This is a genomic window from Geodermatophilus chilensis (genome assembly GCF_002802985.1).
GTDB classification, from domain to species: domain Bacteria; phylum Actinomycetota; class Actinomycetes; order Mycobacteriales; family Geodermatophilaceae; genus Geodermatophilus; species Geodermatophilus chilensis.
In genome coordinates, this window is sequence record NZ_NVPT01000043.1 from 1 (window position 1) to 25,739 (window position 25,739).

At 74.5% G+C, this 25,739-nt stretch carries 18 protein-coding genes and 4 CRISPR repeat arrays; of the genes, 8 read left to right on the top strand and 10 right to left on the bottom strand.

Going from position 1 to position 25,739, the window contains the following annotated elements; translation table 11 throughout:
* Positions 1 to 77 precede the first annotated feature (77 nt).
* From CNO22_RS09425 to CNO22_RS09445, 5 genes are all read left to right on the top strand, one after another.
* Complete coding sequence (locus CNO22_RS09425) at positions 78 to 896, top strand: hypothetical protein (RefSeq protein WP_232806920.1); 819 nt, start codon at positions 78 to 80, stop codon at positions 894 to 896.
* Positions 893 to 1,897, top strand: coding sequence for an ABC transporter ATP-binding protein (locus CNO22_RS09430; protein ID WP_198588206.1), 1,005 nt, complete (start codon positions 893 to 895; stop codon positions 1,895 to 1,897). The genes CNO22_RS09425 and CNO22_RS09430 overlap by 4 nt, the downstream gene beginning before the upstream one ends.
* Entirely contained in the window at positions 1,894 to 2,751 is an 858-nt protein-coding gene (locus CNO22_RS09435) for an ABC transporter permease subunit (protein ID WP_100499121.1), read from the top strand. Before CNO22_RS09430 ends, CNO22_RS09435 begins: the two co-directional genes overlap by 4 nt.
* A gap of 249 nt (positions 2,752 to 3,000) precedes the next feature.
* Positions 3,001 to 5,598, top strand: coding sequence for a bifunctional FO biosynthesis protein CofGH (locus CNO22_RS09440; protein WP_100499122.1), 2,598 nt, complete (start codon positions 3,001 to 3,003; stop codon positions 5,596 to 5,598).
* A gap of 24 nt (positions 5,599 to 5,622) precedes the next feature.
* On the top strand, positions 5,623 to 6,030 hold the full coding sequence (locus CNO22_RS09445; RefSeq protein WP_198588207.1) for a cupin domain-containing protein: 408 nt from the start codon (positions 5,623 to 5,625) through the stop codon (positions 6,028 to 6,030).
* Between the two features lie 99 nt (positions 6,031 to 6,129).
* On the opposite strand, the gene CNO22_RS09450 is transcribed toward CNO22_RS09445, so the two are convergent.
* Positions 6,130 to 6,975, bottom strand: a complete 846-nt coding sequence (locus tag CNO22_RS09450; protein WP_157936870.1) for an ATP-grasp fold amidoligase family protein — start codon at positions 6,973 to 6,975, stop codon at positions 6,130 to 6,132.
* A gap of 114 nt (positions 6,976 to 7,089) precedes the next feature.
* On the opposite strand from CNO22_RS09450, the gene CNO22_RS27575 reads away from it, so the two are divergent.
* On the top strand, positions 7,090 to 7,668 hold the full coding sequence (locus CNO22_RS27575; protein WP_157936871.1) for a hypothetical protein: 579 nt from the start codon (positions 7,090 to 7,092) through the stop codon (positions 7,666 to 7,668).
* A 36-nt stretch (positions 7,669 to 7,704) separates the two neighbouring features.
* Positions 7,705 to 8,100: a VOC family protein gene (locus CNO22_RS09460; RefSeq protein ID WP_100499125.1), complete on the top strand. Its 396-nt coding sequence runs from the start codon at positions 7,705 to 7,707 to the stop codon at positions 8,098 to 8,100.
* Positions 8,101 to 8,112: 12 nt separating this feature from the next.
* On the opposite strand, the gene CNO22_RS09465 is transcribed toward CNO22_RS09460, so the two are convergent.
* Entirely contained in the window at positions 8,113 to 8,640 is a 528-nt protein-coding gene (locus CNO22_RS09465; protein WP_100499126.1) for a ribonuclease E inhibitor RraB, read from the bottom strand.
* Positions 8,641 to 8,734: 94 nt separating this feature from the next.
* Here CNO22_RS09465 and CNO22_RS30085 point away from each other — a divergent pair, with 94 nt between their 5' ends.
* On the top strand, positions 8,735 to 9,748 hold the full coding sequence (locus CNO22_RS30085) for an NADPH:quinone reductase (protein WP_408609696.1): 1,014 nt from the start codon (positions 8,735 to 8,737) through the stop codon (positions 9,746 to 9,748).
* A 175-nt stretch (positions 9,749 to 9,923) separates the two neighbouring features.
* Positions 9,924 to 11,111: direct repeats of the CRISPR family, unit length 29 nt; unit sequence GGGCTCACCCCCGCGGGCGCGGGGAGCAC.
* Between the two features lie 91 nt (positions 11,112 to 11,202).
* A CRISPR array of direct repeats spans positions 11,203 to 12,756; the repeat unit is 29 nt; unit sequence GGGCTCACCCCCGCGGGCGCGGGGAGCAC.
* A gap of 86 nt (positions 12,757 to 12,842) precedes the next feature.
* A CRISPR array of direct repeats spans positions 12,843 to 13,792; the repeat unit is 29 nt; unit sequence GGGCTCACCCCCGCGGGCGCGGGGAGCAC.
* Between the two features lie 91 nt (positions 13,793 to 13,883).
* Positions 13,884 to 16,475: a CRISPR direct-repeat array (repeat unit 29 nt; unit sequence GGGCTCACCCCCGCGGGCGCGGGGAGCAC).
* 60 nt (positions 16,476 to 16,535) lie between these two features.
* Here the strand turns inward: CNO22_RS30085 and cas2e are convergent.
* Genes cas2e through cas3 form a run of 8 tightly spaced genes read right to left on the bottom strand, consistent with a single transcriptional unit; the run spans position 16,536 to position 25,545 of the window.
* The gene (gene cas2e / locus CNO22_RS09475; protein WP_100499127.1) at positions 16,536 to 16,901 is read right to left on the bottom strand and encodes a type I-E CRISPR-associated endoribonuclease Cas2e; all 366 of its coding nucleotides are present in this window, start codon (positions 16,899 to 16,901) and stop codon (positions 16,536 to 16,538) included.
* Positions 16,901 to 17,872: a type I-E CRISPR-associated endonuclease Cas1e gene (gene cas1e / locus CNO22_RS09480; protein ID WP_100499128.1), complete on the bottom strand. Its 972-nt coding sequence runs from the start codon at positions 17,870 to 17,872 to the stop codon at positions 16,901 to 16,903. Before cas1e ends, cas2e begins: the two co-directional genes overlap by 1 nt.
* Positions 17,869 to 18,552: a type I-E CRISPR-associated protein Cas6/Cse3/CasE gene (cas6e, locus tag CNO22_RS09485; RefSeq protein WP_100499129.1), complete on the bottom strand. Its 684-nt coding sequence runs from the start codon at positions 18,550 to 18,552 to the stop codon at positions 17,869 to 17,871. The genes cas1e and cas6e overlap by 4 nt, the downstream gene beginning before the upstream one ends.
* The gene (cas5e, locus tag CNO22_RS09490; RefSeq protein WP_100499130.1) at positions 18,546 to 19,247 is read right to left on the bottom strand and encodes a type I-E CRISPR-associated protein Cas5/CasD; all 702 of its coding nucleotides are present in this window, start codon (positions 19,245 to 19,247) and stop codon (positions 18,546 to 18,548) included. The genes cas6e and cas5e overlap by 7 nt, the downstream gene beginning before the upstream one ends.
* Complete coding sequence (cas7e, locus tag CNO22_RS09495; protein ID WP_100499131.1) at positions 19,244 to 20,368, bottom strand: type I-E CRISPR-associated protein Cas7/Cse4/CasC; 1,125 nt, start codon at positions 20,366 to 20,368, stop codon at positions 19,244 to 19,246. The genes cas5e and cas7e overlap by 4 nt, the downstream gene beginning before the upstream one ends.
* Positions 20,365 to 21,024, bottom strand: coding sequence for a type I-E CRISPR-associated protein Cse2/CasB (gene casB / locus CNO22_RS09500; protein ID WP_100499132.1), 660 nt, complete (start codon positions 21,022 to 21,024; stop codon positions 20,365 to 20,367). Before casB ends, cas7e begins: the two co-directional genes overlap by 4 nt.
* A gap of 31 nt (positions 21,025 to 21,055) precedes the next feature.
* A complete protein-coding gene (casA, locus tag CNO22_RS09505; RefSeq protein ID WP_100499133.1) occupies positions 21,056 to 22,702 on the bottom strand; it encodes a type I-E CRISPR-associated protein Cse1/CasA in 1,647 nt (548 codons plus the stop codon).
* Positions 22,699 to 25,545, bottom strand: coding sequence for a CRISPR-associated helicase Cas3' (gene cas3, locus CNO22_RS09510; RefSeq protein WP_198588209.1), 2,847 nt, complete (start codon positions 25,543 to 25,545; stop codon positions 22,699 to 22,701). The genes casA and cas3 overlap by 4 nt, the downstream gene beginning before the upstream one ends.
* Positions 25,546 to 25,739 lie beyond the last annotated feature (194 nt).

Consider the following 25,739-nt stretch of genomic DNA (forward strand, 5'->3'; position numbering starts at 1 on the left):
CCCGGCCCGTCGCGCCCCGGTACGCCGCGCCCGGCAGGGCCAGGACGGCCTCGGGTCCCGCCTGTCGAACGAGCTCCATGTCCCTACAGCACCGCCCGGCGGCGGCCGCGCTGGCCTTCGTCGTCGTCCTCTCCAGCGCCGGTGTCGCCGCGGCCAACGACTGGCTGCCGATCTTCCGCACCGAGCAGGTCGCTCCGCTCGAGGTCAGCCCCGACGACCTCGTGGCGCTGCCCGACCTGAGCGCCTACGGCGACGTCGAGCTCACCGGGGACGACGGCCCGCACGCGGTGCCCGACGCCGCGGCCGCCCGCGCCGAGACCGGCCTGGAGGTTCCCGAGGTGGGCGCCCTGCCGGTGGGCGTGGAGGGCGAGCCGACGTACCAGGCCGTCGGCGAGCTGAGCGGCGTCTTCACCTTCTCGGCGGACAAGGCGGCAGCGGCCGCGGCGGCGTCCGGGGAGGCCCTGCCGCCGGTGCCCGCGGGCCTCGACGGCAGCCAGGTGCGGCTCACCGCCGGTCCCGGGGTCGCGGCGGTCTGGTCGCAGGCCTCCGGGATGCCCACGCTCGTGGTCGGCCGCGCGGTCGCGCCCTCGGCGTCCTCGTCCGGCGTCCCCTTCGAGACCGTCCGGGACTTCCTGCTCTCGCTGCCGGGCCTGCCCGACGACGTGGCGGCCCAGCTGCGCACCTTCACCGCCGACGGCTCGACCCTGCCGATCCCGGTGCCGGCCGACGCGGTGGAGACCTCCCCGGCGGAGGTCGACGGCCTGCCGGCCACCGTGCTCGAGTCGCGCGACCAGACCCTGGCCGCCGTGGTCTGGGTCGACGACGGGCTCGTCACCCTCGTCGGCGGCGCGCTGAGCACCGACGAGGCGCTGGACGTCGCCGGGGACCTGGGGTGAGCACGGCCGGTCCCTCCGCGGTCGCCGGCCCGGACGACGTCGCCGTCCGGGCCGCGGCCCAGCTGGTCCGCGACCTGCCGCCGGCCCCGGCCCTGTGGTGCGACGGCCTGCGCAAGCGGTACGGGCGGCGCACCGCGGTCGACGGCGTCTCGCTGTCGGTGGGCCGCGGCGAGGTGGTCGGCCTGCTCGGCCCGAACGGCGCCGGCAAGACCACGGTCATCAAGATGCTGCTGGGGCTGGTCCGGCCCGACGCCGGTGAGGTGATGGTGCTGGGCCGCCCCGGCAGCGACCCGGCCGCGCGCGCCCGGGTGGGCTACCTGCCCGAGCTGTTCCGTTACCAGCCCTGGCTGACCGCGGCCGAGGTGCTCGAGCTGCACGTCCGGCTGTCCGGCGCCGACGTCCCCGCGGTCGAGCGGCACGGCTGCCTGGAGCTGGTCGGGCTGGCCGCCCGCGCCGGCGACCGGGTCGGGGGCTTCTCCAAGGGCATGCAGCAGCGGCTGGGCCTGGCCGTGGCGCTGGTGGCCCGCCCCGAGCTCGTGGTGCTCGACGAGCCGACCAGCGCCCTGGACCCGCTCGGCCGGGCCGACGTGCGGGACGTGGTGCTCTCGCTCAAGGAGCGTGGCGTGGCGGTGCTGCTGAACTCGCACCTCATCGGCGAGGTGGAGCGGGTGTGCGACCGGGTGGTGGTCCTCGACCGCGGCACCGTCGCCGCCTCCGGCACCCTGGCCGAGCTGCTCGGCCGGCGGGAGGTGCGGCTGCACCTGGGCTCGGTCGGTCCCGAGGGGCAGGCGCGGCTGGCCGCGGCCGGGCCGCTCGAGCGCGAGGGCGCGTGGTTCACCGTCGGGCTGCCGGCCGAGGACGACGGGACGACGGTGCCCGACCTGGTGGCCGACCTGGTGGCCCTCGGCGTGCGGGTCCACGCGGTGGAGCCGACGCGGATCAGCCTGGAGGAACGCCTGCTCGGCATCCTGCGGGCCAACTCCGGGGACGGCCGGCCGTGACCGCCCGGACCGTGCTGACCATCGCCGGGCTCACCCTGCGGGAGGCCGCCCGGCGGCGGGTCGTCTGGGCGCTCCTGGCGCTGACGGTGGTGCTGCTCGCACTGAGCGCCTGGGGCTTCTCGAAGCTGGTGGGACTGGACACCGAGTTCGGCACCATGACCAGCGGCGAGGCCCGCCTCGTGGCCTCGCTGCTGCTCAACCTGATCATGTTCGGGCTGAGTCTCATCGCGGCGATCGGCACGGCGTTCCTCGCCGGGCCCACGCTGGCCGGCGAGCTGGAGTCGGGACAGGCGCTGGTGCTCCTCGCCCGCCCGGTCCGCCGGTCGTCGGTCCTGCTCGGCAAGTGGCTCGGTCTGGTGGCCTTCGGCTCCGGCTACGTGGTCCTGGCCGGCCTCGCGCAGATCCTCGTGGTCGGTGCGACGGTCGGCTACTGGCCACCGGCGCCCGCGACCGGGCTCGCGCTGCTGGCGGCGGAGACGGTCGTGCTGCTGACCCTGGCCCTCCTGCTGTCCAGCGTCGTCTCGACCATGGCGTCGGGCATCGTCGCCGTCGGGCTCTTCGGGGCGACCTGGGTCGCCGGCGTGGTCGGTGGGATCGGCGGAGCGCTCGGCAACGAGGGCGTCGAGAGCGTGGGCACCGTGTCGCGCGTCCTGCTGCCCACCGACGGCCTGTGGCGCGGTGCCATGAACGCGTTCCAGGACCCGATCGCGCTCGTCCAGATGGGACCCGGCGAGGGCGGGTTCCCGTTCCTGAGCGAGGCCGCGCTCTCCCCCGCCTACCTGGCGTGGGCCGCGGTGTGGATCGCCATGGTCTGGGGACTGACCGCGCTCTCCTTCTCCCGGCGCGACGCCTGAAAGAGGACCCCCGGTCCGCCCTCCACGCGCCTCCCTGGCCCCGGTCCGGCTCTCTTTCCCCGATGATCATGGAGTTCGGGTGGCGACATGCCGTGTGGAACCGGCGTGTCGCCACCGCAGCTCCATGATCATCGGGAGGTGTGGCCGGAGGTGGGGAGCGAGCAGCCGGGGCCCTGGCCCCTTGCAGGGTCCCGCCGCGAGCCTGCGAGCGGTGGGCGGCAGGGGGTCCTTCAACTAGCGTCGGGTGCGATGAGCGAGCCGCTGAACCCGACGGAGTCCGCCGTCCGCCGTGCGCTGGCGCGCGCCGAGCGGGGGGTGACCCTGGACGCCGTCGAGGCCGAGACGCTGCTGCACGCCCGCGGCCTGGGTGAGGGCGAGCCGCTGGACCGGCTGCTGACCGCGGCCGGCCGGGTGCGCGACGCCGGCCTCGCGTCGGCGGGCCGGGCCGGCGTCGTCACCTACAGCCGCAAGGTCTTCATCCCGCTGACGCACCTGTGCCGCGACCGCTGCCACTACTGCACGTTCGTGACCACGCCCGGGCAGCTGCGCGCGCAGGGCAGGGCGCCGTTCCTCTCCCCCGACGAGGTGCTCGGCATCGCCCGGGCCGGCGCCGCGCTGGGCTGCAAGGAGGCGCTGTTCACCCTCGGCGACCGCCCGGAGGACCGCTGGCCGGTCGCGGCCGAGTGGCTCGAGGCGCACGGCTTCGACTCCACGCTGGCCTACCTGCGCGCCATGGCGATCCGGGTGCTGGAGGAGACCGGGCTGCTGCCGCACCTCAACCCCGGGGTGTTGAGCTGGGAGGAGATCCAGCGGCTCAAGCCCGTCTCCGCCTCGATGGGGATGATGCTCGAGACGACCGCCACCCGGCTGTGGTCCGAGCGCGGCGGCCCGCACTTCGGTTCGCCGGACAAGGAGCCCGCCGTCCGGCTGCGCGTGCTCGAGAACGCCGGGCGCTCCGCCGTCCCGTTCACCACCGGCGTGCTGCTCGGCATCGGCGAGAACTACGCCGAGCGGGTGGACGCCGTCCTGCAGATCCGGGCCGCAGCGCAGCGGCACGGGCACGTGCAGGAGGTCATCGTCCAGAACTTCCGGGCCAAGCCGCGGACGGCGATGGCCGCCCACGACGACCTGGAGCTGCAGGAGTACGTCGCCGCGGTCGCCGTCACCCGACTGCTGCTCGGCCCGAAGGCGCGGGTGCAGGCGCCGCCGAACCTGAGCGACTCCACCGAGCTCGGCCTGCTGCTCCGGGCCGGCGTCGACGACTGGGGCGGCGTCAGCCCGCTGACCCCCGACCACGTCAACCCGGAGCGGCCCTGGCCCAACACCGACAAGCTGGCCGCGCTGTCGGCCGAGGCCGGCTACGAGCTGCGCGAGCGGCTGGCCACGCAGCCGCCGTACGTGCTCTCCCCCGAGCCGTGGCTGGACCCGCGGGTGCGCCCGCACGTTGCCGCGTTGGCCGGCGCCGACGGGCTGGCGGTCGAGGGCCGGGTGCCCGTGGGCCTGCCGTGGCAGGAGCCGGACGAGGCGTGGACGTCGTCCGGGCGGACCGACCTGCACGTCGAGGTGGACACCGTCGGCCGGACGACCGACCGGCGCAGCGACTTCGACGCCGTCTACGGCGACTGGGCGGAGCTGCGCGCACGGACCGAGGGCGCCCGCGCCGGGCACTCCACCGCGCTGGCCGCCGGTGACCCCGAGGTGCACGCTGCGCTGCGGTCCGCCGAGGCCGACCCCGCGGGGCTGTCGGACGCGGAGTACCTGGCGCTGCTCGGCGCGGACGGGCCCGATCTGGAGGCGCTGTGCGCGCTGGGCGACGCCGTCCGCCGGGACGTCAACGGCGACGACGTCACCTACGTCGTGAACCGGAACATCAACTTCACCAACGTCTGCTACACCGGCTGCCGGTTCTGCGCGTTCGCCCAGCGGCGCACCGACGCCGACGCCTACACGCTCTCGCTCGAGGAGGTCGGCACGCGCGTGGACCGGGCGTGGGCTGCCGGGGCGACCGAGATCTGCATGCAGGGCGGCATCCACCCCGACCTGCCCGGCACCGCCTACCTCGACCTCGCCCGCGAGGTGAAGCGCCGGCAGCCCGGCATCCACCTGCACGCCTTCTCCCCCATGGAGATCGTCAACGGCGCGGCCCGCACCGGGCTGTCGTTCGAGGAGTTCCTGGTCGCCGCGAAGGAGGCGGGGCTGGACTCGGTGCCCGGGACGGCGGCGGAGATCCTCGACGACGACGTCCGCTGGGTGCTGACCAAGGGGAAGCTGCCGACGGCGACCTGGCTGGAGATCATCACCACCGCGCACCGGGTGGGCCTCCCGACGACGTCGACGATGATGTACGGCCACGTCGACACCCCGGCCCACTGGGTGGCGCACCTGCGCACGCTGGCGCGGGTGCAGGACGAGACCGGCGGCTTCACCGAGTTCGTGCTGCTCCCGTTCGTGCACCACAGCTCGCCGATCTACCTGGCCGGGGTCGCCCGCCCCGGGCCGACGGTGCGGGAGAACCGCGCGGTGCACGCCGTCGCCCGGCTCCTGCTGCACGGCCGCATCCCGAACATCCAGACCTCGTGGGTGAAGCTCGGCGACGTCGGCACGCAGGCGGTGCTGCAGGGCGGGGCCAACGACCTCGGCGGCACGCTGATGGAGGAGACGATCAGCCGGATGGCCGGCAGCGAGAACGGCTCGCTGAAGACCATCGCCGAGCTGGAGGCGGTGGCCGCCGCGATCGGCCGCCCAGCCCGGCAGCGCACCACCGAGTACGGCACCCCTTCGGCCGAGCGGCTGGCGACCGCCCGCTCCGAGGAGGGCCGCCGTGCGCTCACCCTCGACCTGCTCTGACCCGTCCCGTCCCGAGGAGGCGCTGTGGCCGACGACACCTGGCACCAGCCGCTGCGGCATGTCCGCGCGGCCGAGTTGAGCGGGGACACCGGCCAGACGCCGGGCATGACCCGACGGGAGGCGGTGTCGGCCCGGACGGTCGGCTCCCAGCGGGTCTGGATGGGACAGACCCTCGTGGCGGGGCGGACGTCGTCCGGCGACCACCACCACGGCGACTCCGAGACCGCGATCTACGTGGTCTCCGGGAACCCGGTGTTCGTCTTCGCCGAGGACGGGGCGGAGGTGCGCCTGGAGACCTCCCCGGGGGACTACGTCTTCGTGCCGCCGTTCACCCCGCACCGGGAGGAGAACCCCGGTGCGGACGAAGCCGTGGTTGTGATCGCCCGCAGCACCCAGGAGGCGATCGTGGTCAACCTGCCCGGGCTGACCTGACCGTCAGGGAGGCCACCGCGGCGAGATCGGCGATCTCGCACGCCTGCGGGCGCGTAGCCGTGCGAGATCGCCGATCTCGCCGGTGGGGTAGGACGGCGGTCAGCCGCGGGTGCGCCGGAACGGCGGCAGCGTCCAGGCGGCACCCAGCCACGCGTCGAGGTCGGGCTCGAGCGGTGACAGACCGGCGCCCGGGTACGGGGTGAGCTCGCCGAACCACAGCTCGCCGTCGACCTCGTAGCAGTCGACGCGCAGCATGTCGAAGCCGTCGGCGAGCGCGGTGGCGGCCTTGAGCAGGTCCTCCAGGCGCTCGGGCGGGTCGGCGTCCGGACCGGGCCGGTAGCCGATCGTCCAGGGCAGCGGCGCCCACTCCGGCGAGTAGAGCCGCGCGCGGTGGTCGTCGTCCCGGCCGGTGTGCAGCTCGACCAGCCGGGGCTCCCCGCCGACGACGAGCACCTTGAGGTCGGCCGGCACCGCGCCGGGGACGCCGATGAACTCCTCGACCAGCAGACACGGCCGCGCCCGCCGGTAGGCCCACTCCTCGCTCTTGCGCCAGTACCGCTCCCCCACCCAGCCCGCGGTGCGCCGGCGCAGATCGTCGACGTCGGCGGTGCCGCGGCCGAACAGCCGGCGGATGCAGGAGTGGTTCGGCTTGAGCACCCAGTGCCCGGGCAGGTCGACGTCGGCCAGCTCGCCGACGTCAGTGCCCGACCACAGCGTCTCCGGCACGCGCACCAGGCCGGGCGCGAGCGTGCGGGCGTGCTCCTTCATCGCCAGCTTGTCGCAGGTGGGCGCGAGCAGCCCCCGCCGGTCGAAGGTGATCCGCCAGTTCAGCTTCTCGGTGAGGGTGCGCGGCCGCAGCAGGGGCGGGAGGTGCCCGGTGGCCTGCCGGTAGAGCAGGGTCCGGCGCACCGGCGACGGCAGGACGCCGGAGCGCGGGACGAGCACCAGCCAACCCCAACAGCCGGGACGGCGACCGGCAACCGCACGCCCGGGTCCGCGTGCCTCCTCCTCCTTGCGGGGTACCCACCGGCGGTGCGGACGGCGACGGGAGGGTGGGCCGTGGCTGCGGTCGCCGGGATGCTGGCCTCCTGCTCCTCGACCGTGGAGGGCACCGCCTCCCCCGGCGGGCCGCCCGACCTCGAGGCCACGCTGTCGGTGCCGGTCCCCGGTCTCCGGCCGGTCGACCCGCCCCCACCGCCCTGGCAGCTCTGCACGACGGCGCCGGGCACCCGGACACCCCGCCTGGACCCGGCGCTCGGGGAGCCGGTGGCCGTCGGCCACGCCGCCGAGGGGATGACCCTGCACGCCTACGCCTGGGCCACGTCGGCTCCGATGGTCGCGGAGGCGATCCTCGGCCAGGCGGAGATGGAGGCACCGGACTGCGCGTCGGCACCGCCGCCCGCGGACGCCGACCCGGGTGCCCGGATCACCCGGTCGGTGGACGACTGGACGGGATCGGGGTGGACCGGCGTCACGATCCGCACCGAGGTCTCCGGACCGGACCCGGCCGTCGGCGAGAGCCGCCTGGTGCGCTCCGACGAGGTCGTCGTGCTGGTGGTCCTGGAGGCGGACGGGAGCGACCCCGACCTCCGGCCGATCGACGACCTCCTGGCCGCGGTCGCCGCCCGACTGGGCTGAACGCTCCTGTCAGCAGCTGCCCCTACGGTGACCGCCATGCCGCAGCAGGTGATCCCGTTCCTCATGTTCCAGGGCGACGCCGGGGCGGCGCTCGACCTCTACACGTCGCTGTTCGACGACGTCCGCGTCGTGGAGCTCACCCGGTGGGGAGCCGACGGTCCCGGCGCCGAGGGCACGGTGCAGGGCGCCACCTTCTCGATCGCCGGGCAGGTGTTCCGCTGCTTCGACAGCCCCCCGGTGCACGACTTCACCTTCACGCCGTCCTTCTCGATCTGGGTCGAGACGACGTCGGCGGAGGAACTCGAGCGTCTCTATGCGGGCCTGTCCGAGGGTGGCGCCGTCCTCATGGAGCTGGGCGACCACGGGTTCAGCCGCCGGTTCGGCTGGGTGAACGACCGCTTCGGCGTCTCCTGGCAGCTCAACCTGGCCTGAGACCAGCAGCGTTCAGTCGGCTGCGTTCCCCCAACCGCCGTAGGTGCCGTCGTGCTCCGCGGCGAGTGCGCGCAGCCGCACGACGTGGTCGTCGAACGCGGCCGACAACGGCGGTTCCGCGGTGCGGACAGCGACCTGCCAGCGGACCTCCCCGTCATAGGCCCCGCCATCGACCGCCACCGGTGGTGCCGCTGACTCGCTCCGTGCGCGAGCGCTCTCGGCGAAGGCGTGGGCGGCCGTCACGGACGCGAAGCCGAAGTACTGGTCCACCTGGCCGGTGCCGGGGGCCGGGGGCTCGTCGTGCTCGCCGAGCACGTACCGCAGCCGCTGGTTCAGGTCGGCCAGCGCGAGCCGGAGCTCGGCCGGGCCCGCTCCGGACTCGACGAGGCCCGCCCTCTGCAGGTGGCGGTTCAGCGAGTCGACCAGATGGGGGGCCATCCCGCCGCTCAGGAGGTGCCCCTCGAGCAGAGCCGTCATCCTGATGAGGGCGGCACCGTCCTGCTCCCCCAGTGGGTGGCCTGCCGCGCCGTGCAGGGTCATGCGTGCAGCGTGGTGAGTTCTCCCCGACGGGACAAGATGCGACCACGACCTGCCCCTCCGCGCATGCGGAAGTGGGACCGGGTAGGACGGGACCGTGCGAGCCATCGTCTACACCGAGAACGGCGACCCCGACGTCCTGCACCTGGTCGACCGCCCCACCCCCGAGCCCGGCCCGGGTGAGGTGCGGGTCCGGCTGGCCTTCTCCGGAGTCAACCCGACCAACTGGAAGCGCCGGCGCACCACCGCGCCCGGTGCCGGCGGCCAGGTGCCCGACCAGGACGGCTCCGGCACCGTCGACGCCGTCGGCGAGGGGGTCGACCCGGTGCTGGTCGGCGAGCGGGTGTGGGTCTGGGAGGCGGCCTGGGAGCGTCCGCACGGGACGGCGGCCGAGTACACCGTCGTCCCTGCGCGGCAGGTCGTGCTGCTCGGCGCCGGGCCCTCCTCCGAGCTCGGTGCGGCGTTGGGCATCCCGTTCCTCACCGCGCACCGCTGCCTGACCGTGGCCGAGTCGCTGCCCGACCGGCTCGGGCCCGGGTCGCTGACCGGGCACACCGTCCTGGTGCAGGGCGGGGCGGGCGCGGTCGGCAACGCCGCGATCCAGCTGGCCCGCTGGGCCGACGCCACCGTGATCGCCACCGTGAGCGGCCCGCGCAAGGCGCAGCTGGCCGCGGCGGCCGGGGCCTCGCACGTCGTCAACTACCGCGAGCAGGACGTCGTCGCCGAGGTGCGCAAGGTCGCCCCGAAGGGCGTGGACACCATCGTCGAGGTCTCCGCCGCCACCAACGCCGCCGTCGACGCCCAGGTGATCGGCCTGCACGGGGCCGTGGCGATGTACGCCGACGACGGCGGCGCGGAGGTCACCGTGCCGGTGCGCGCGCAGATGGTCCCGAACGCGCGCTGGCAGTTCGTCCTCGTCTACACCGAGCCCGAGCGCGCCAAGTCGATCGGCGTGGAGGACGTCAACGCCGCCGTGCTGGACGGCGCGGTACGGGTCGGCGAGGACGCCGGCCTGCCGCTGCACGTCTTCCCCCTCCCCGAGACCGCGCAGGCACACCGCGCGGTGGAGGACGGTGCCGTCGGCAAGGTGCTGGTCGACGTGACGGCCTGACAGGATCGGGCGCGGGGAGCACCAGGAGTGGAAGGCCCGGCAGGGGCCTAGGAGAGGCTCACCCCCGCGGGCGCGGGGAGCACGTGGATGCCCTGCACCGCCGACTCGTCGTGCTTGGGCTCACCCCCGTGGGCGGGGAGCACTGCATCTTGACGTAGACGACGTCGATGCGGGAGGGCTCACCCCCGCGGGCGCGGGGAGCACGTCGGGTCCATCAGCGCGGTGCTCGGCGGGCGGGGCTCACCCCCGCGGGCGCGGGGAGCACGCGTCGACGTCCCCGGCGGTGCCCGACGCGTGGGCTCATCCCCGCGGGCGCGGGGAGCACGGCAAGCGGGACGACCGCGCGGCGGTGGGTGTGAGCTCACCCCCGCGGGCGCGGGGAGCACGCCCGGAGAGCCCGGCTACGTGCCTCCCGCCGGGGCTCACCCCCGCGGGCGCGGGGAGCACGCCGGTGTCGGAGGCGGAGAAGTGGGAGACGGCGGCTCACCCCCGCGGGCGCGAGCAGCACCCCCTAGTCGACGTCCGCACCCCGGAAGGCCAGGGCTCACCCCCGCGGGCGCGGGGAGCACGAGCTGCTGGACACGGCAGTGCTGCACGCGCGGGGCTCACCCCCGCGGGCGCGGGGAGCACGAGCGCATCGGCCGCGACGGCCTGCGGAAGCGGGGCTCACCCCCGCGGGCGCGGGGAGCGCGACGCCTACGACGCGCGCGGCGCCCGCCGGCCGGGCTCACCCCCGCGGGCGCGGGGAGCACGCATGCGCCCGCTGGCGCAGGAAGCTCGGGAAGGGCTCACCCCCGCGGACGCGGGGAGCACGCGATGTGCCGCCGTCCGCCTCGGGGACGCCAGGGCTCACCCCCGCGGGCGCGGGGAGCATCCTTCAAGGCGTCCGCTTCCGGTGCATGCGGAGGGCTCACCCCCGCAGGCGCGGGGAGCACTGCCAGATGTCGTTGGGCAGGTTCCGGCTGCGGGGCTCACCCCCGCGGGCGCGGGGAGCACACCCTCAAGACCGCCCGGGCCCTGCGGGTTCAGGGCTCACCCCCGCGGGCGCGGGGAGCACTTGTCGTCGTACCCCTGTCGGCAGTCCGCGCAGGGCTCACCCCCGCGGGCGCGGGGAGCACCGGGGTAGGCCGCGGCGTGGGCTGGTCGGCCAGGGCTCACCCCCGCGGGCGCGGGGAGCACGCGCCGGTGTTCTGGTCTGACAGGTAGATGTCGGGCTCACCCCCGCGGGCGCGGGGAGCACAGCTGATCCGCCAGCTCGAGCACCGCGGCCCTGGGCTCACCCCCGCGGGCGCGGGGAGCACCCTGGCTGTCTGCTCCACGGACCTGGGGGACCGGGCTCACCCCCGCGGGCGCGGGGAGCACGCCGGAGTAGTCGCTGCCTTCCCACTCATCGAGGGCTCACCCCCGCGGGCGCGGGAGCACATCCGGTGGCCGCTGTAGATGCCCAGCTGGCGGGGCTCACCCCCGCGGGCGCGGGGAGCACTTGCACAGCGGCCCGGGCAGGCCGGTGCGCCCGGGCTCACCCCCGCGGGCGCGGGGAGCACCGCCCGTCATTCGCCCTCGTCGGGCCGGAAACGGGCTCACCCCCGCGGGCGCGGGGAGCACGTGGCGTACATCCGGAAGCTGCCGTCCGGCAAGGGCTCACCCCCGCGGGCGCGGGGAGCACGCCCGCACCCTCATCGACTCGTGGGAGGGCCGGGGCTCACCCCCGCGGGCGCGGGGAGCACGCCCACAGCATCTCCTGCGGGTTCGTCTGGTACGGCTCACCCCCGCGGGCGCGGGGAGCACTCCTGCCAGAACCCCAGCCGCTCCTGCTCGGCGGGCTCACCCCCGCGGGCGCGGGGAGCACTCCGGGCCGGTCCGCGTAGGGCAGGGCGAGGAGGGCTCACCCCCGCGGGCGCGGGGAGCACAGGCGGGAGACCGCGCAGGCAGCCTCGACCGGGGCTCACCCCCGCGGGCGCGGGGAGCACTGCAACTAAGGAGCCCCCGTGTTCACTCGCGCGGGCTCACCCCCGCGGGCGCGGGGAGCACGCTCGGAGAGAGCTGTCGCAACGCACCCACCGGGGCTCACCCCCGCGGGCGCGGGGAGCACTACCAGACCCGCCTGCCCGAGGCCCTCGCCCGGGGCTCACCCCCGCGGGCGCGGGGAGCACCAGTACCCCGCCGACCAGGGCGGGGAGGACGCGGGCTCACCCCCGCGGGCGCGGGGAGCACACGTCGAGCACGTCCCGGCCGCGCCAGTAGAGGGGCTCACCCCCGCGGGCGCGGGGAGCACGATCGTTGAGGACCCGCCCGCCGAGCCAGCCGAGGCTCACCCCCGCGGGCGTGGGGAGCACACGTCGAGCACGTCCCGGCCGCGCCAGTAGAGGGGCTCACCCCCGCGGGCGCGGGGAGCACTACCCCGCCCCTGGTCAGAGCCCCGTGGCCGAGGGCTCACCCCCGCGGGCGCGGGTAGCACTTGCAGCCGGCCAGCACGCTGGTCCCGTCGTAGGGCTCACCCCCGCGGGCGCGGGGAGCACTACCTCGAGCTGCTGGCCGACGTGCAGAACGGGGGCTCACCCCCGCGGGCGCGGGGAGCACCGCGGGCCCACCCGGGTGCCGGTGCGGCCGGCGGGCTCACCCCCGCGGGCGCGGGGAGCACCCGACCGTGAGCCGCATCGAGATCACCGACGAGGGCTCACCCCCGCGGGCGCGGGGAGCACGCGTCCGCGACCGGCACCGCGACCTGGGGGCGGGGCTCACCCCCGCGGGCGCGGGGAGCACGAGGAGCTGAGCTACGCCGCCTCGGACAAGCTGGGCTCACCCCCGCGGGCGCGGGGAGCACCGGGTCATGAACGCCTTCCACAGCCGCGGCCTGGGCTCACCCCCGCGGGCGCGGGGAGCACCGGCCGTCGTTCGCCCCGAAGCGCACGACGCCGGGCTCACCCCCGCGGGCGCGGGGAGCACCGCGACTGGATCGTCAACAACATCTGGACGCCGGGCTCACCCCCGCGGGCGCGGGGAGCACGGCTATCTGTCTGGCCGCGCCGAACGGGCTGTGGGCTCACCCCCGCGGGGAGCACGTGCGGCGTGGCGTCCTCGTCCGCTGGCGGTGGGGCTCACCCCCGCGGGCGCGGGGAGCACTCTGCGGCGTGGGGCCGCTGTCCGATGACGCAGGGCTCACCCCCGCGGGCGCGGGAAGCACACGACGTCGAACAGGTCAGGGTCGTAGTGGCCGGGCTCACCCCCGCGGGCGCGGGGAGCACAACCGCGACAGCGGTACCGCCAACTACGCCGAGGGCTCACCCCCGCGGGCGCGGGGAGCACCTGACCGTGGAGGCCCTGTATGTGGTGACCGGGGGCTCACCCCCGCGGGCGCGGGGAGCACGCCCGACTCGACCACCCCCTGGCCGGCGCGACGGGCTCACCCCCGCGGGCGCGGGGAGCACCCGCGAGTTACGTCCCGGCGCACATCCGGCGGGGGCTCACCCCCGCGGGCGCGGGGAGCACCGCCCGGACAGCCGCTCCGGGCTGTGGACGCAGGGCTCACCCCCGCGGGCGCGGGGAGCACGCGGGGCTGGTGGAGAACGAATTCACGGGCCTGGGCTCACCCCCGCGGGCGCGGGGAGCACGACGACGCGCCCGACCGGGAGTTCCCCACCGAGGGCTCACCCCCGCGGGCGCGGGGAGCACGCCCCGACCGCTCGCTGGCGAGAGTGGCGCGCGAGGGCTCACCCCCGCGGGCGCGGGGAGCACGACGACGCGCCCGACCGGGAGTTCCCCACCGAGGGCTCACCCCCGCGGGCGCGGGGAGCACGCCCCGACCGCTCGCTGGCGAGAGTGGCGCGCGAGGGCTCACCCCCGCGGGCGCGGGGAGCACATCGCCGACCTGCTCGGCGAGGTGTTCGCCCGGGGCTCACCCCCGCGGGCGCGGGGAGCACAGCCTGGACCTGTCCCGGAAGCCTGACGTCCTGGGCTCACCCCCGCGGGCGCGGGGAGCACGTCGCGGCGACGACGGGGCCGGTGAGGGGCGGCATCCTCACCCCCGCGGGCGCGGGGAGCACGTTCTGGGCCTGCTCCTGGACGTGCACTGGCTGGGCTCACCCCGCGGGCGCGGGGAGCACGGTGGTGAACACACCGCCGTCGTGGCCGTCGAGGGCTCACCCCCGCGGGCGCGGGGAGCACCGGCTCCGTCCCCCTGGACGCTGACGGCCAGGGGGCTCACCCCCGCGGGCGCGGGGAGCACAGCGGCCCGCAGCGCGTCGAGCTGGTCGAGGAGGGCTCACCCCCGCGGGCGCGGGGAGCACCCGACCCGCGCCGCGGCCCGCTCGAGCCAGCCGGGCTCACCCCCGCGGGCGCGGGGAGCACGCGTTGCGGTAGGCGCGCATCCGGTCGGCCATGGGCTCACCCCCGCGGGCGCGGGGAGCACTCGGCGACGGCCTGGGTGTCGAGCAGCAGGCTGGGCTCACCCCCGCGGGCGCGGGGAGCACGCCGTGCGCAGCTGCGCTTTCAACTCGTAGGTGGGCTCACCCCCGCGGGCGCGGGGAGCACGCCCCACCGGAGTGGGAGGGCATCCCCAAGGCGGGCTCACCCCCGCGGGCGCGGGGAGCACCGGCAGCGGCGGTAGCCCTGCACGATCATCGTGGGCTCACCCCCGCGGGCGCGGGGAGCACACTCTGCGGCTGTCCGGGGCGCACGAGGCGTCGGGCTCACCCCCGCGGGCGCGGGGAGCACCACCGGATCATGGGTGACGGGGTCGGCGTCCGGGGCTCACCCCCGCGGGCGCGGGGAGCACGCCGTGGCCGCGGAGTCCGTGCGGCCGCAGGAGGGCTCACCCCCGCGGGCGCGGGGAGCACAGCCGCTGGCCCTACGACCTGGCCTCCTTCCGGGGCTCACCCCCGCGGGCGCGGGGAGCACTCCTCGTCCGGCTTGGCCAGGATCCGGGAGACGGGCTCACCCCCGCGGGCGCGGGGAGCACATGGCCACGACGTCGCCGGACCCGTCGCGGCTGGGCTCACCCCCGCGGGCGCGGGGAGCACATGGGCCCGGTCCACGCGCTCGACCGGGACATGGGCTCACCCCCGCGGGCGCGGGGAGCACCCGACCGTGCGGCCGCCCTCCACGAGGTAGTGGGGCTCACCCCCGCGGGCGCGGGGAGCACGAGCGCGACGACGTGCGCGCCATCCAGGCCCGGGGCTCACCCCCGCGGGCGCGGGGAGCACGACGACCTGGACCGGGCCGTGGGCATGGCCCTGGGCTCACCCCCGCGGGCGCGGGGAGCACGGCCTGTATGTCGTCGTCGCCAACGGCTCCAAGGGCTCACCCCCGCGGGCGCGGGGAGCACCATCGCGTCGGGCAAGCAGCCGCTGCCGATCAAGGCTCACCCCCGCGGGCGCGGGGAGCACCACTCGGCACCGGCGCTCATGACGGCTCCTCGGGGCTCACCCCCGCGGGCGCGGGGAGCACCGAGCATCATCGACGGGAAGCGGTACGCGTGGGGGCTCACCCCCGCGGGCGCGGGGAGCACTCGTGCTGCTACGGGTCGCACCGCCGGGGCGGGGGCTCACCCCCGCGGGCGCGGGGAGCACGCCCGGTACGCGAGCGAGAACGCGAACTTCACGGGCTCACCCCCGCGGGCGCGGGGAGCACCACTCTTCGATCGGTTCCATGCGATACTCCTTGGGCTCACCCCCGCGGGCGCGGGGAGCACGCGGGCGTTCGCTGCGAGTGATGCCGAAAGCTGGGCTCACCCCCGCGGGCGCGGGGAGCACCGGCGCTTCTCTTGGCGTTTACTGCGCGGGCCGGGCTCACCCCCGCGGGCCCGGGGAGCACTCCCCGCCGGTCCCGAAGTGGCTGTTGACGCCGGGCTCACCCCCGCGGGCGCGGGGAGCACCATGGGCCGGCCGAGGACGTCCCGGTAGGTGCGGGCTCACCCCCGCGGGCGCGGGGAGCACCGTCGAACTTCGTCCATGCGCGTGTCGCGGCGGGGCTCACCCCCGCGGGCGCGGGGAGCACGACGCGAAATCCAACTGCCCGTACACCGAGTAGGGCTCACCCCCGCGGGCGCGGGGAGCACCGTCCTGGACAGAGGAAGCCCGCGGCATCGCCGGGCTCACCCCCGCGGGCGCGGGGAGCACTGCGCAACGGCAAGGGCCGCAAGGACCGCATCGGGCTCACCCCCGCGGGCGCGGGGAGCACCCGGGGTTGGCGTCGGCATCCTGGTCGTCGCGGGGCTCACCCCCGCGGGCGCGGGGAGCACCCGCTCGGGACCGCTACGGCGTCGCCGGATGGGGGCTCACCCCCGCGGGCGCGGGGAGCACCCCCACGCGACCGGCCGCAAGGTCACGCTCAGGGGCTCACCCCCGCGGGCGCGGGGAGCACACGACGGCGAACTTCGGGCCGCTGGCCTACCGGGGCTCACCCCCGCGGGCGCGGGGAGCACGTGCGGGGCGCGGAGCGCCCTTCCTCGTTTCGGGGCTCACCCCCGCGGGCGCGGGGAGCACGGCAACGGCCTCACCATCGCCGACGGCGGCAAGGGCTCACCCCCGCGGGCGCGGGGAGCACATAGGAGAAGACGTGACCCTCCGCCCTGACCTGGGCTCACCCCCGCGGGCGCGGGGAGCACCCCACCCAGGCCGAGACCGAGCAGCGCGTCCAGGGCTCACCCCCGCGGGCGCGGGGAGCACCTGGCGCAGGGTGCCGGCGTTGGTGTAGCCGCTGGGCTCACCCCCGCGGGCGCGGGGAGCACACTTCCTGACCTGCCCATTCAGCCGGGAAGCGCCGACTTCCGATTTGGTCCCCGGCGACGCTAGCGGATGGGCCGTCCACCGAACTTCCGCCGCTTGCTCGCGGCGCTCCACCCGCCTGAGGGGGGCTCCTGGGTCGCCGCCGGCGTGGGGTCCGACGCCGGCCGCATGATCAGCGTCAGACCGTCGAAGTCGGTCGGCGTCCAGTGGTGGTTGTGGACGCGGAAGTCCATCCGCTGCTCTCCGGGAACCCCGAAGACCATGAGTGCGCGACCGCCCTTGGTCATCTCGCAAACGTTCAGCCAGAGCAGGTCACGAACACGCGTGGACACATGCCCCACGAAGACCCCGGCGGAGATCTCGAGCAGCCACCGGGTCAGGTGCCCGCGCAAGCCTGCGGGACAGGCAGACAGCACGATGACGACCATCAGAAGTCCACGCCGAAACCGGAGTCGTCGGTCCCGTATCCCGAGCCGCTGGCGACCGTACCGTCGGCCTCGTCCCACAGGTAGACGACGTCGGCGTCGGGCACTTCGTCAGCAGGAGCGCCGTCAGGAGTCGTCAACAGGCGGCGCACGTCGCGGACGCACTGCTCGAGCACCTTTCCGTCATACAGACGGTCCCGGACAGCGCGGCGTGCGTCGGCCGGGATGTCCTCGCTAGGACCGGCCGCCACCTCGAAGGCCACCGGGATGGTGATGTCTGCCTTGTACAGATCGGCGATGTCGTAGACGAAGGAGAGCTCGTGGCCGGTGTGCACGAAGCCCAGGCCCGGCGAGCAGCCCAGCGCGACGATGACCGCGTGCACCACTCCGTACAAGGACACGTTGGCCGCTGACAGCGCCTGGTTCACCCGGTCGCCGGACGTGAAGTCCTCGACGTCGTAGTCGCGGCGCTTCCACTGCACTCCGGTACGAGTGGAGTGCTCGCGATAGAGCCGTCGGACGCGGGCCCCTTCGCGACCACGCAGCTGCTGCATGGTGAGCCCCTCGACGTCCTCACCGGGGAAGCGCATCGCGTACATCTGCCGGGCGACGGCGAGCCGTGAGCGTCGGTTGGTGACCAGCTCGGCCTGAGCCTCCAGCAACCGCGCGGAGCGGGCCAGGGACCGACCGTGGGCGTAGCAACGCACCCCGCGTTCCCCCACCCACACTGCCGTCGCGCCGCTCTGCCCGATCAGCACCATCGCCTGGTGACTGATCCGAGTGCCCGGCCCGAGCAGGAGCGCACCGAGTCCGGCAGCCGGGATGTGCACGGTGCCTCGTTCGTCGGTGGCCGTGACCGCATTGGCGTCCCGGTGCACGACACACCGCTCTACGTAGACGAACGACAGCCGGTCCTCGGCTCGGACCAGCTCCGGCAGCGACGGAGGTGGCGGGCCCGGGATCTTGCGGCTCATGGCGTGACTGCGGCCAGGGTCAGCAGGCCGCAGCCGTAGGCCTTGCCGGGGCCGAGACCGCCGGTCAGCGTGGCACGCAGCAGAGCAGGGTCGACGACGACCAGTCGCCCTTCGAAGGTCGCCCGGGCCAGGGTGACTGTCCCTCCACCCCTCGTGAACCGGTCGACCACCCGGTCGCGGACCACCAGTCCGTTCTCGGGCCGTTGCTCCCCATCGGGACCAGGCACGGGTGGCAGCTCGAACCCTGCCCTGCTGGCACGCTCGGCCAGCCAGCTCTGCTGCTGGGCGACGGTGACGTGCCCGAAGCGCTGCGAGCGCGCGCCTTCCTTCGCGGGCCGGGCGCGCGTGGGGTTGGCCGTCAACCGGAAGTCCCACGCCTGCCCTGTCTGGAGGCGGTCCAGCAACGGGGTGTACTCCCGGCTCTCCCACGTGCTCAAGGTCGGCCAGCCGGCTTGTTCCACCAGGTGGGTGAAGTCCGGCTGCTCCGGCGAGACGACGTAGAGGAGCAGCTCGCCCGGCTGGGGGTCCAGCCGCCAGAGCACTCGCTCCGAGGTCCGGTCGGCCAGCCGCCCCGGGAAGGACGCGAGCACCGCTGCGTGCATCGCCTGCCGCGCTCCGAGAATCCCACGGCCGGCCCGCCGGGCCGGATTCAGTTTGACGCGACTCAGGTACGTCACCACGCCGCCATCGGGTCGTGGCTGTCTCGGGAGACGGGCCGGGCGCCGGCCCCGTGCACGAGCACCGAGCCGTACCGAACCGTGCGCCAGCCGTACTCGCGTCGCTGAGGGTCGAAGCTGAGGGGGTGGTCTCGCAGCGTCACCGCCCCGGCGGTTGCAGGAGGGCAGTCGATGATGGTCTCGACAGGGACACCACCGCGGTTCTCCGGCTTGTCCCGCCACCACTTCCGAGCTGCCCAGGGAGCGGCCTCCAGCACCTCCTCCACCGTTCCGTCCAACACCCGTGCCGGCAGAGGGCCGGTGGGTGGGCACGATCGCCGTCCGAGGTAGAGCGGGAAGACCGGACGGCGCAGCGCCTCGGCGAGCACCTCCAGGAAGGCGCCATCCCCCTCGACCGCGGCGAGGAACACCGCATCGGCCAGATAGAACCGGTAGCTCAGCGGCATGGTCTGCTTGCCGTCGAGACTGCGTGCGGTCTGGAAGTCGCGCACCAGCCGGCCGGGCTGGTCGATCCGGACCCCGAAGCGCAGACCGGCCAAGTCCTCCACCGGATCGGTCCGGCGCCGTCCCTGTGCGGCAGCGAGCAGGCCGAGCACCCCACTCTTCGTCGGCGCCGACTCGGTGCCCCGGCGGACGAAGCGCGACGACGCGCCCCACGACTGCAACGGTCCGGTGAGCGTCAGCAGGAGGACGCTCATGCCGGTGCGGCAGCGGTGGCGCCCCCGAGCCGGGAGGCCGCGAGTTCACCGACCGCCGGAACGATCTCCGGCCACGGACGCTTGTCACCGAAGGGACTGAGGCCGGCCGCGGCCGGCCCGGCGACGAAGGATGCCAGCGGTGTGAAGCCGAAGGACGTCTGCAGCTCCCTGGCGTGGGACGCCAACGCCTCGACCGCGCGCCGGACCCGTCCGTCCCGACCCTCGACGGCCTCCTCGAATGCGCCGACGTAGTTGACCGGCTGGTCGTCGCGTACTTGCACGAGGACGGCGTCGGGCAACGTGCGGTTGGCGAAAGTGTTCTGCTTGCCGGTGGGCATGCTGGTGACGAAAGAGTCGAGGAAGACCTCGACCGCAAGCCGGACGGCGGTCGGATCCCCCAGGTTGTTCTCGAGCGCGGCCAAATCCACGGTCGCGTAGCGATACAGCGTGGAGGAGTTGAACTCGACGACGCCGATCATCCCTGCGCCGGCGTCCTCCTCGTCGTCGGCCGACTTGTGGTCGTCGACGGCGGTGAAGTAGTCCGCCTCGTCCTCCACGGCGTGCACGCTGATCGCATGGGCAACCTGCGCTGCCGCGTCCACGTTCAGGTCGGTCTGGTCGGCGACCATCCGGCCGAAGAGTGCGATATCGATCGAGTGCTCACGGTCGGCGACCTTCTTGATGTCGGCCGGGTAGTCCCCTCCGTTCTTGGCCGCGACGGCCGCAGCGGCCAGATTCTGGATCTGACGGCGAGAGAGGAACAGCAGATACCCCGATTCCTGTGGGTCCTCCTTCCTCCGCGCCGGCTTGAGCTTGATGCCCACCTTTCCGAGGACCGCCTCCGCGGCCTTCGTGGCTTCACCGTCCTCCACGCCGGCTGCCTGGGAGCGGATCTCGTCGGCGAGCAGCTCGACGACGCGACGACTGCGGACCCCGACGCTCGCGGGGTCCAGCTCCCGGTTGAAGGCCAGCCGGGTGGCCCGCTTCCACGCCTGGCTGGAGACCCGCGCCCGTCGTACCCCGCCGAAGAACCCGGTCTTCGGGCTGCCCGTGTCGTCCCGGTTGAGGTTGCTCGGCGGCACGGTCTGCAGCACGTGCACATCGATGTAGGTGCGAGTCACTCGTTCTCCTCGGGGTCCGTGGGCGGGGTGGGCGTTTCGGTGCGGTCGGCCGGTCGGGCCCGGTGGTAGTCACGCCCCCACCGCAGCCGGACGCGATCAGCGCCGGTGGGCGACTGGAGGGCGACGAGGTCGTCGGCGAACTGGCCGTAGTCGAGCGGGATGGCTTCGGAACGGAGTTGGCGCACCAATCCGCGGCTGTGCTGCATGAGCTCAGCGAAGGTGGCTGCCGTCCCCAGGGCCTCGAACCGGCGTCGGACGGCCTGCTCGTTACCGATCCGCTGGCCCAGCGTGCGGACGGACCGTCCGAGGCTGTAGCCCGGTCGGTACATTCGGTCGGGTTGCGACTGCTGGTGGACGGCATACAGCGTCATCGCCGCGTGGACGGCCCGTTCGGTGTGGGTCGGTTCGTCCCCCGCGCTCGGTTCGACCGGCACGCCAGCCAGGGTCAGTGCCCAGACCCGAGGATCCACGCCCGGTGCCTGGGTCGCCGCGCGGCGGAGAGCCGCCAGCTCGGAGACCCCGGCACTCGTGTTGCGGCGATAGCGCTCCTGCAGCGCGGCGACCCGCGAATCCACCAGCTCCCCGACCGCCCGCAGGGGGGCTCGGCGTGCGGGGCCCTTCGGGGACTGCTGCGGCATGCTGTCCACATCCGTCACGTGCGACTCCTCAGTCCTGTTCGGATCCGGTTCACCGGCCGGCCGGCACTGGCTCGGCGAAAGCGCGCGGCACGGCCTTGCGCAGCTCGGTGTCGAAGAAGATGTCGGCCAGCGCCGCGTCGAGGTGCCGCTTGTTCACCTCGCGTCCCTTCCATGCGGCGGCACCGGCCGACTCGACGAGGTCGCGGGCCAGATCACGGACGATGCGCGCCACCCGACGGTGCCAGTCCTCCTCGACCTCGTGCAGGACGCTGTCGCTGCGCAGATCGGCCAGCCAACGTCGGAACGGGGTGTCGAGCGCCGCGTACCCGAGCTCACCCGCCCGGGCTCCGGCTCCCTCGGGATCGCGGCCTCCGGCGGCGGCGAGATTGCCCGCCAGCCGGGTCAATGCCCGCACCGCATGCTCGGCAGCCCCCACCGCACGGACGGCCTCCTGGCCGAGCTCCGGTTGGGACGCACGCAGAACGGCGACCGAGAGCGACAGCTCGTCGTCGATCAACTCAGTGACGACGGAGTCCATGCTCCCGTAGACGAGCCCGACCGCCCGCAGTCGCACGGGGTACTCCTCCGGGAGTGCGTCGTCATAGCGCACGCGCGCCAGCCATTCCACGACAGGAGGAGGCAGAGACTGTGCTCCGCCACGGTCTTGGCCTCGCCGAGCTCCCTGTGGCAGCAGGGCGGCCAGGCCCCGCCAGAACACGCGCTCGATCGAGTGCTCCTTCGGCATGTACACCAACGGCTCGCCGCGCTTCTTCTCCTGAGCAGCGCTGCGTCGCCAGGCGCTCATCGGCTCGACCGTGTGCCGGTTCTGCGGTTCCAGCGGGTCTCCGTTGGCGATGAGCACCCCGGTGATCCCGCCCGCGTCGCCGGCCAGCCGGACCCGGCGGCTGGGCCAGGTGTAGAGGTCGGCCGGCCCCCGCGGTCGACGGCGGGGGATGCCGTCGACCAGCTCGACTGCCGGAGTGATCGGTGGTCGCTCCCACACGGGCAGGTCGTCCTCGGGTGCCCCCCACTCCATCTCGGCGTCCTGGTAGGGCAGCAGGTTGAGGAGCAAGGTGTCTCGAAGCGTTGTGCCCTGCAGCAGGACGCCCCCGAGGTTGCCCGCCCAGGCGATCCCGATCGGATAGCCCCGGCCGCCCTTGACCCGATCGTCGCCGACAGCTCCGGACTTGATGCCGGACGGGTTGAAGGCCTGCGCGTGCACCAGCCACCGGGCCGCCTCGGCGGGGCCGATCCTGCTCAGGTCGGCGCCGGCGCGAGTGGTGAAGTACGCGTGCCCGTTCGGGATGTCGGCGATGAGCTTCTCCAGGCCCGAGACCTCGCCCTTCCCCGTGGCCAGCCCGGCGACCTGGAAGAACGGCGTATCGGCGGAGAAGAGGTCGAACCGGTGCCGCCAGGCCTCCAGGTATCGGGCGACGTCGTCGACGGGGAGGCCGTCGGTTCGCCACAGCTCCTCCCACGCCACCGCATCGGCCGGTCCCCTCACGGCTCGATGCAGCACGGCCAGCAGCAACCGGGTGAGTGCGAACCCTTGGGTCGGCAGCTCCCCCACGACCGCTACCAGCCGATGCGCCTGCTCGACCACCTCGACCGGAGAGAGCTCCCGGACGGCGCCCTCGACGTCGAGGACGGGAATCCAGGGCTCGGTGGTGAGATCGAAGCTCGACGATCCGGTCATGCGCGCACGACCTCCAGTCCGTAGCACCGGGTGTAGTGCAGCTGCCGGCCGGCCACCTCGGCGTGTCCATCCGGGTCGAGGACCAGGAGCAACTGGCCGGCGAGCAAGGGCGACCGCTGCCAGGCGGGAACCCACCGCCGTTCCAGGTCGGCGATGGTGGCGTCGATGGTGCCCGGGTTGCTCAGTGCCGGCGGCAGCCGGAGGGAACAGCCGGCGACCACCCGCGCCTGTTCGCTGCCGATCTCCAGCTCGGTGGACAGCAGCTCACCGCCGCGGCGGTTGACCCAACGCGGCACCGACAGCCCGTTCTCGTCCTCGGTGACGACGAGGACCTCCAGGGACATCTGCCCGTCGCGCACCTGGGCCTCCCCCTGCGGCCCGTCGTCCGCCTCCCCGACGCCACCCTGGACCCACTGCACGACGGCGCCGGCCCTCGGGTCCACGGGCCGGAGCTGGAACGTCCTCGCCCGGTCGTCGGCGTCCGTGGCCTTGGCGACGTCCTCTCGGTGGGCTCGCGTCATGGCCTCCGCCCAGTCCGGCGGCCCGACCGGGGCGTCCCCGTACGCGGTCTGCACGAGGGGTGCGATGTCGCCGGGCAACTCGACGGGCCGGCTGTCGTCCAGGTGGGGCCCGAGTACGGCCAGCGACCGCAGGAGCGGATATGCGCCGTAAACCCCCCGCGACCCGGCCACCGGCTCGGGCGGAACCGTGCTCCAGTCGACGCCGGTCAGCAGGCACCGTGCCGCCCACAGCCGCGGCGGCCGGTCCTGCTGATCGGTGCCGCGGGCGTGGCGGTGCAACCGGCCCATGCGTTGCAGCAGCAGGTCCACCGGGGCCAGGTCCGTGACCAGGAGATCGAAGTCGACGTCCAGGGACTGCTCGACGACCTGCGAGCCGACGACGATGTGCCGGCGGGTGGGGCGACCGGCGCCCGGAGGCCCGAAGCGGGCCAGCAGCTTCCGGTCGTTCTCTGCTCGGTCCACCGCCAGGAACCGGGCGTGCACGACGGTGACGTCATCGGCGCCGAAGCGCTCGGCGAGGAAGCGCCCCGCCTCCTGGACCCGCGTGACGGTGTTGCGGAGCACGAGCGCGCAGCCGCCGTCGACCAGCGCCTCCGCCACGACGTCGGCGAGGCTGTCGAGGTCGTCGTCGAGCCGCTCGAGCCGCACGCTCGTCCGCCGTCCCGAGGCGGGGGTCGGGTAGCGCCGCACCCCGTCAGCCGAGGCCGCGGTGATCAAGGGATAGGCGCCGTCGTCCCGCGGTGCGTCGGCCGGCACCGCCGGACGGCCGGCGGCTGCGGCCTGCCCCGAGCGATAGGCGGCGATCATCTGCTCGCGCCGCTTCGCCGGAAGGGTGGCCGAGAGCAGGACGACCGGGCTGCCGTACGCACCCAGCCAGTGCAGCGTTCGGTCGAGGTAGGAGCTCATGTAGGTGTCGTAGGCGTGCACCTCATCGATGACGACGACCTTCCCCGCCAGAGCCAGGTGCCGGAGCATCAGGTGCTTGCTCTTCAACGCCGCGAACAGCGTCTGGTCCACCGTGCCCACGACGAAGGACGCCAGGACGCCCTTCTTCCTGCCCTGCAGCCACTGGTGGGCGATGGTCTGGACAGCCAGCTGTGGGGCGTATCCGGTGGCCGCGCTGGGTCGAGCGTCGTCGGGCGAACCGTCGTCGACGGCGACGGCGAGGAGGCGTCCCTGCGCCATCAGACCGCGGTACTCGTCGTTGAGTGACGCCTTCCCGTGGGCGAGGAACACCGACCGGCGCTCGGAACCGGGGAGTCGATCCACCCACGCCGTCACCCGGCCGAACATGGCGTCCGTGGTGGCCTGGGTCGGCAGTGCGACGAAGCATCCTCCCGCGCCGGAGCGCTCGGCCAGCACCTCGGCGGCCAGCAGTGCGGCCTCGGTCTTGCCCTCCCCCATCGGCGCTTCGATCACGACGAGCCCGGCGTCGGGGAGCTCCTGCGCCGCGCGGACGGCGTTCCGCTGCACCGGTCGTGCCGATCCGGTGAACCCGAAGCGGCTGTCCAGCAGGATGTCGACGTCACCGGTGTCCAGCGTTGCTTCCCAGGGCCGCGGCAGGTCGAGGCCCCGCCAGGCGCGGTCCAGCCGGGCTTCGGTGCTCTCGGTGGTCGAGTAGGGAAAGAGCTCCTCGTTGCTGGCGATCCAGTCGGCGACGATGACCAGCGCGGTGAGCAGCACCTGCGCCGGCTGGGAGAGGACGGGCGCGGCGACCAGGTCGCCCTCGTCGAGAAAGCGGGACTGACGACCGAGGAACTCCTCTCGCACGTCGACCCACCGGCCGGGACCCATGAGCTGGGTCAGCTGCTCGCCGTCGTTGATCTGCTGCGGCGTCTGCGCGACGCCGTGATGGCCACCGACGACCACGGCCAGCCGCTCGGCGTCCCGCTTGGACCAACCGTGCCGATCGCGTAGCCAGCGGCTCACGCAGATGTGCCCGGCCAGCTCGTGCCGCAGCGAACTGCGCTCGGCGTACGGGCCGCGCGATTCGAGGCCGGCCCGGTGCATGTCCTCGGCGAGACGCCGGGCCTGGACGGCGAAGACCGGCGTCGCCTTGCCCACGTCGTGGACGCCGGCGAGCCAGACCGCGAACCGGCGTGCCCGATCGTGATCGCCGTCGACGCTGCCAGCCACCACCCGGCGGACCGACTCGGGTAGCCACTCGTCCCAGAGCCGCCCGGCGACGGCGGCCGTGTCGTCGAGGTGGCGCCACAGCGGCATCCACGCCTCGATGGCCTCGGGATCGTGCGGGTCACGCCGGGACTTGGCCCACACCGATCGAGCGGCCGTACTCAAGTCACCCGGGACGTCGTCGTACACCTGTCTCCCCCCCGTCGACGGCGGTGACAGTCTGTCAGCGAGCACCCCCGGTTTCGCAACCCCCGCGGCTCGCGGGGAACAAACAAGTTGAAGCCGCGGGAAGCACGTTCGTTCGAACCGCAGAGGGGATCGGCTCGGCGCGGATCCCCACCTGCCACAGGTACAGCTCTTCGCGGAACAGAACTACCACTTCG

Excerpts from the sequence above, each read along its gene's own strand:
- CNO22_RS09425 (WP_232806920.1), top strand. The coding sequence starts at position 78 with ATGTCCCTACAGCACCGCCCGGCGGCGGCCGCGCTGGCCTTCGTCGTC.
- CNO22_RS09440 (WP_100499122.1), top strand. The coding sequence starts at position 3,001 with ATGAGCGAGCCGCTGAACCCGACGGAGTCCGCCGTCCGCCGTGCGCTG.
- CNO22_RS09460 (WP_100499125.1), top strand. The coding sequence starts at position 7,705 with ATGCCGCAGCAGGTGATCCCGTTCCTCATGTTCCAGGGCGACGCCGGG.
- CNO22_RS09465 (WP_100499126.1), bottom strand. The coding sequence starts at position 8,640 with ATGACCCTGCACGGCGCGGCAGGCCACCCACTGGGGGAGCAGGACGGT.
- cas2e (WP_100499127.1), bottom strand. The coding sequence starts at position 16,901 with ATGGTCGTCATCGTGCTGTCTGCCTGTCCCGCAGGCTTGCGCGGGCAC.
- cas1e (WP_100499128.1), bottom strand. The coding sequence starts at position 17,872 with ATGAGCCGCAAGATCCCGGGCCCGCCACCTCCGTCGCTGCCGGAGCTG.
- cas5e (WP_100499130.1), bottom strand. The coding sequence starts at position 19,247 with ATGAGCGTCCTCCTGCTGACGCTCACCGGACCGTTGCAGTCGTGGGGC.
- casA (WP_100499133.1), bottom strand. The coding sequence starts at position 22,702 with ATGACCGGATCGTCGAGCTTCGATCTCACCACCGAGCCCTGGATTCCC.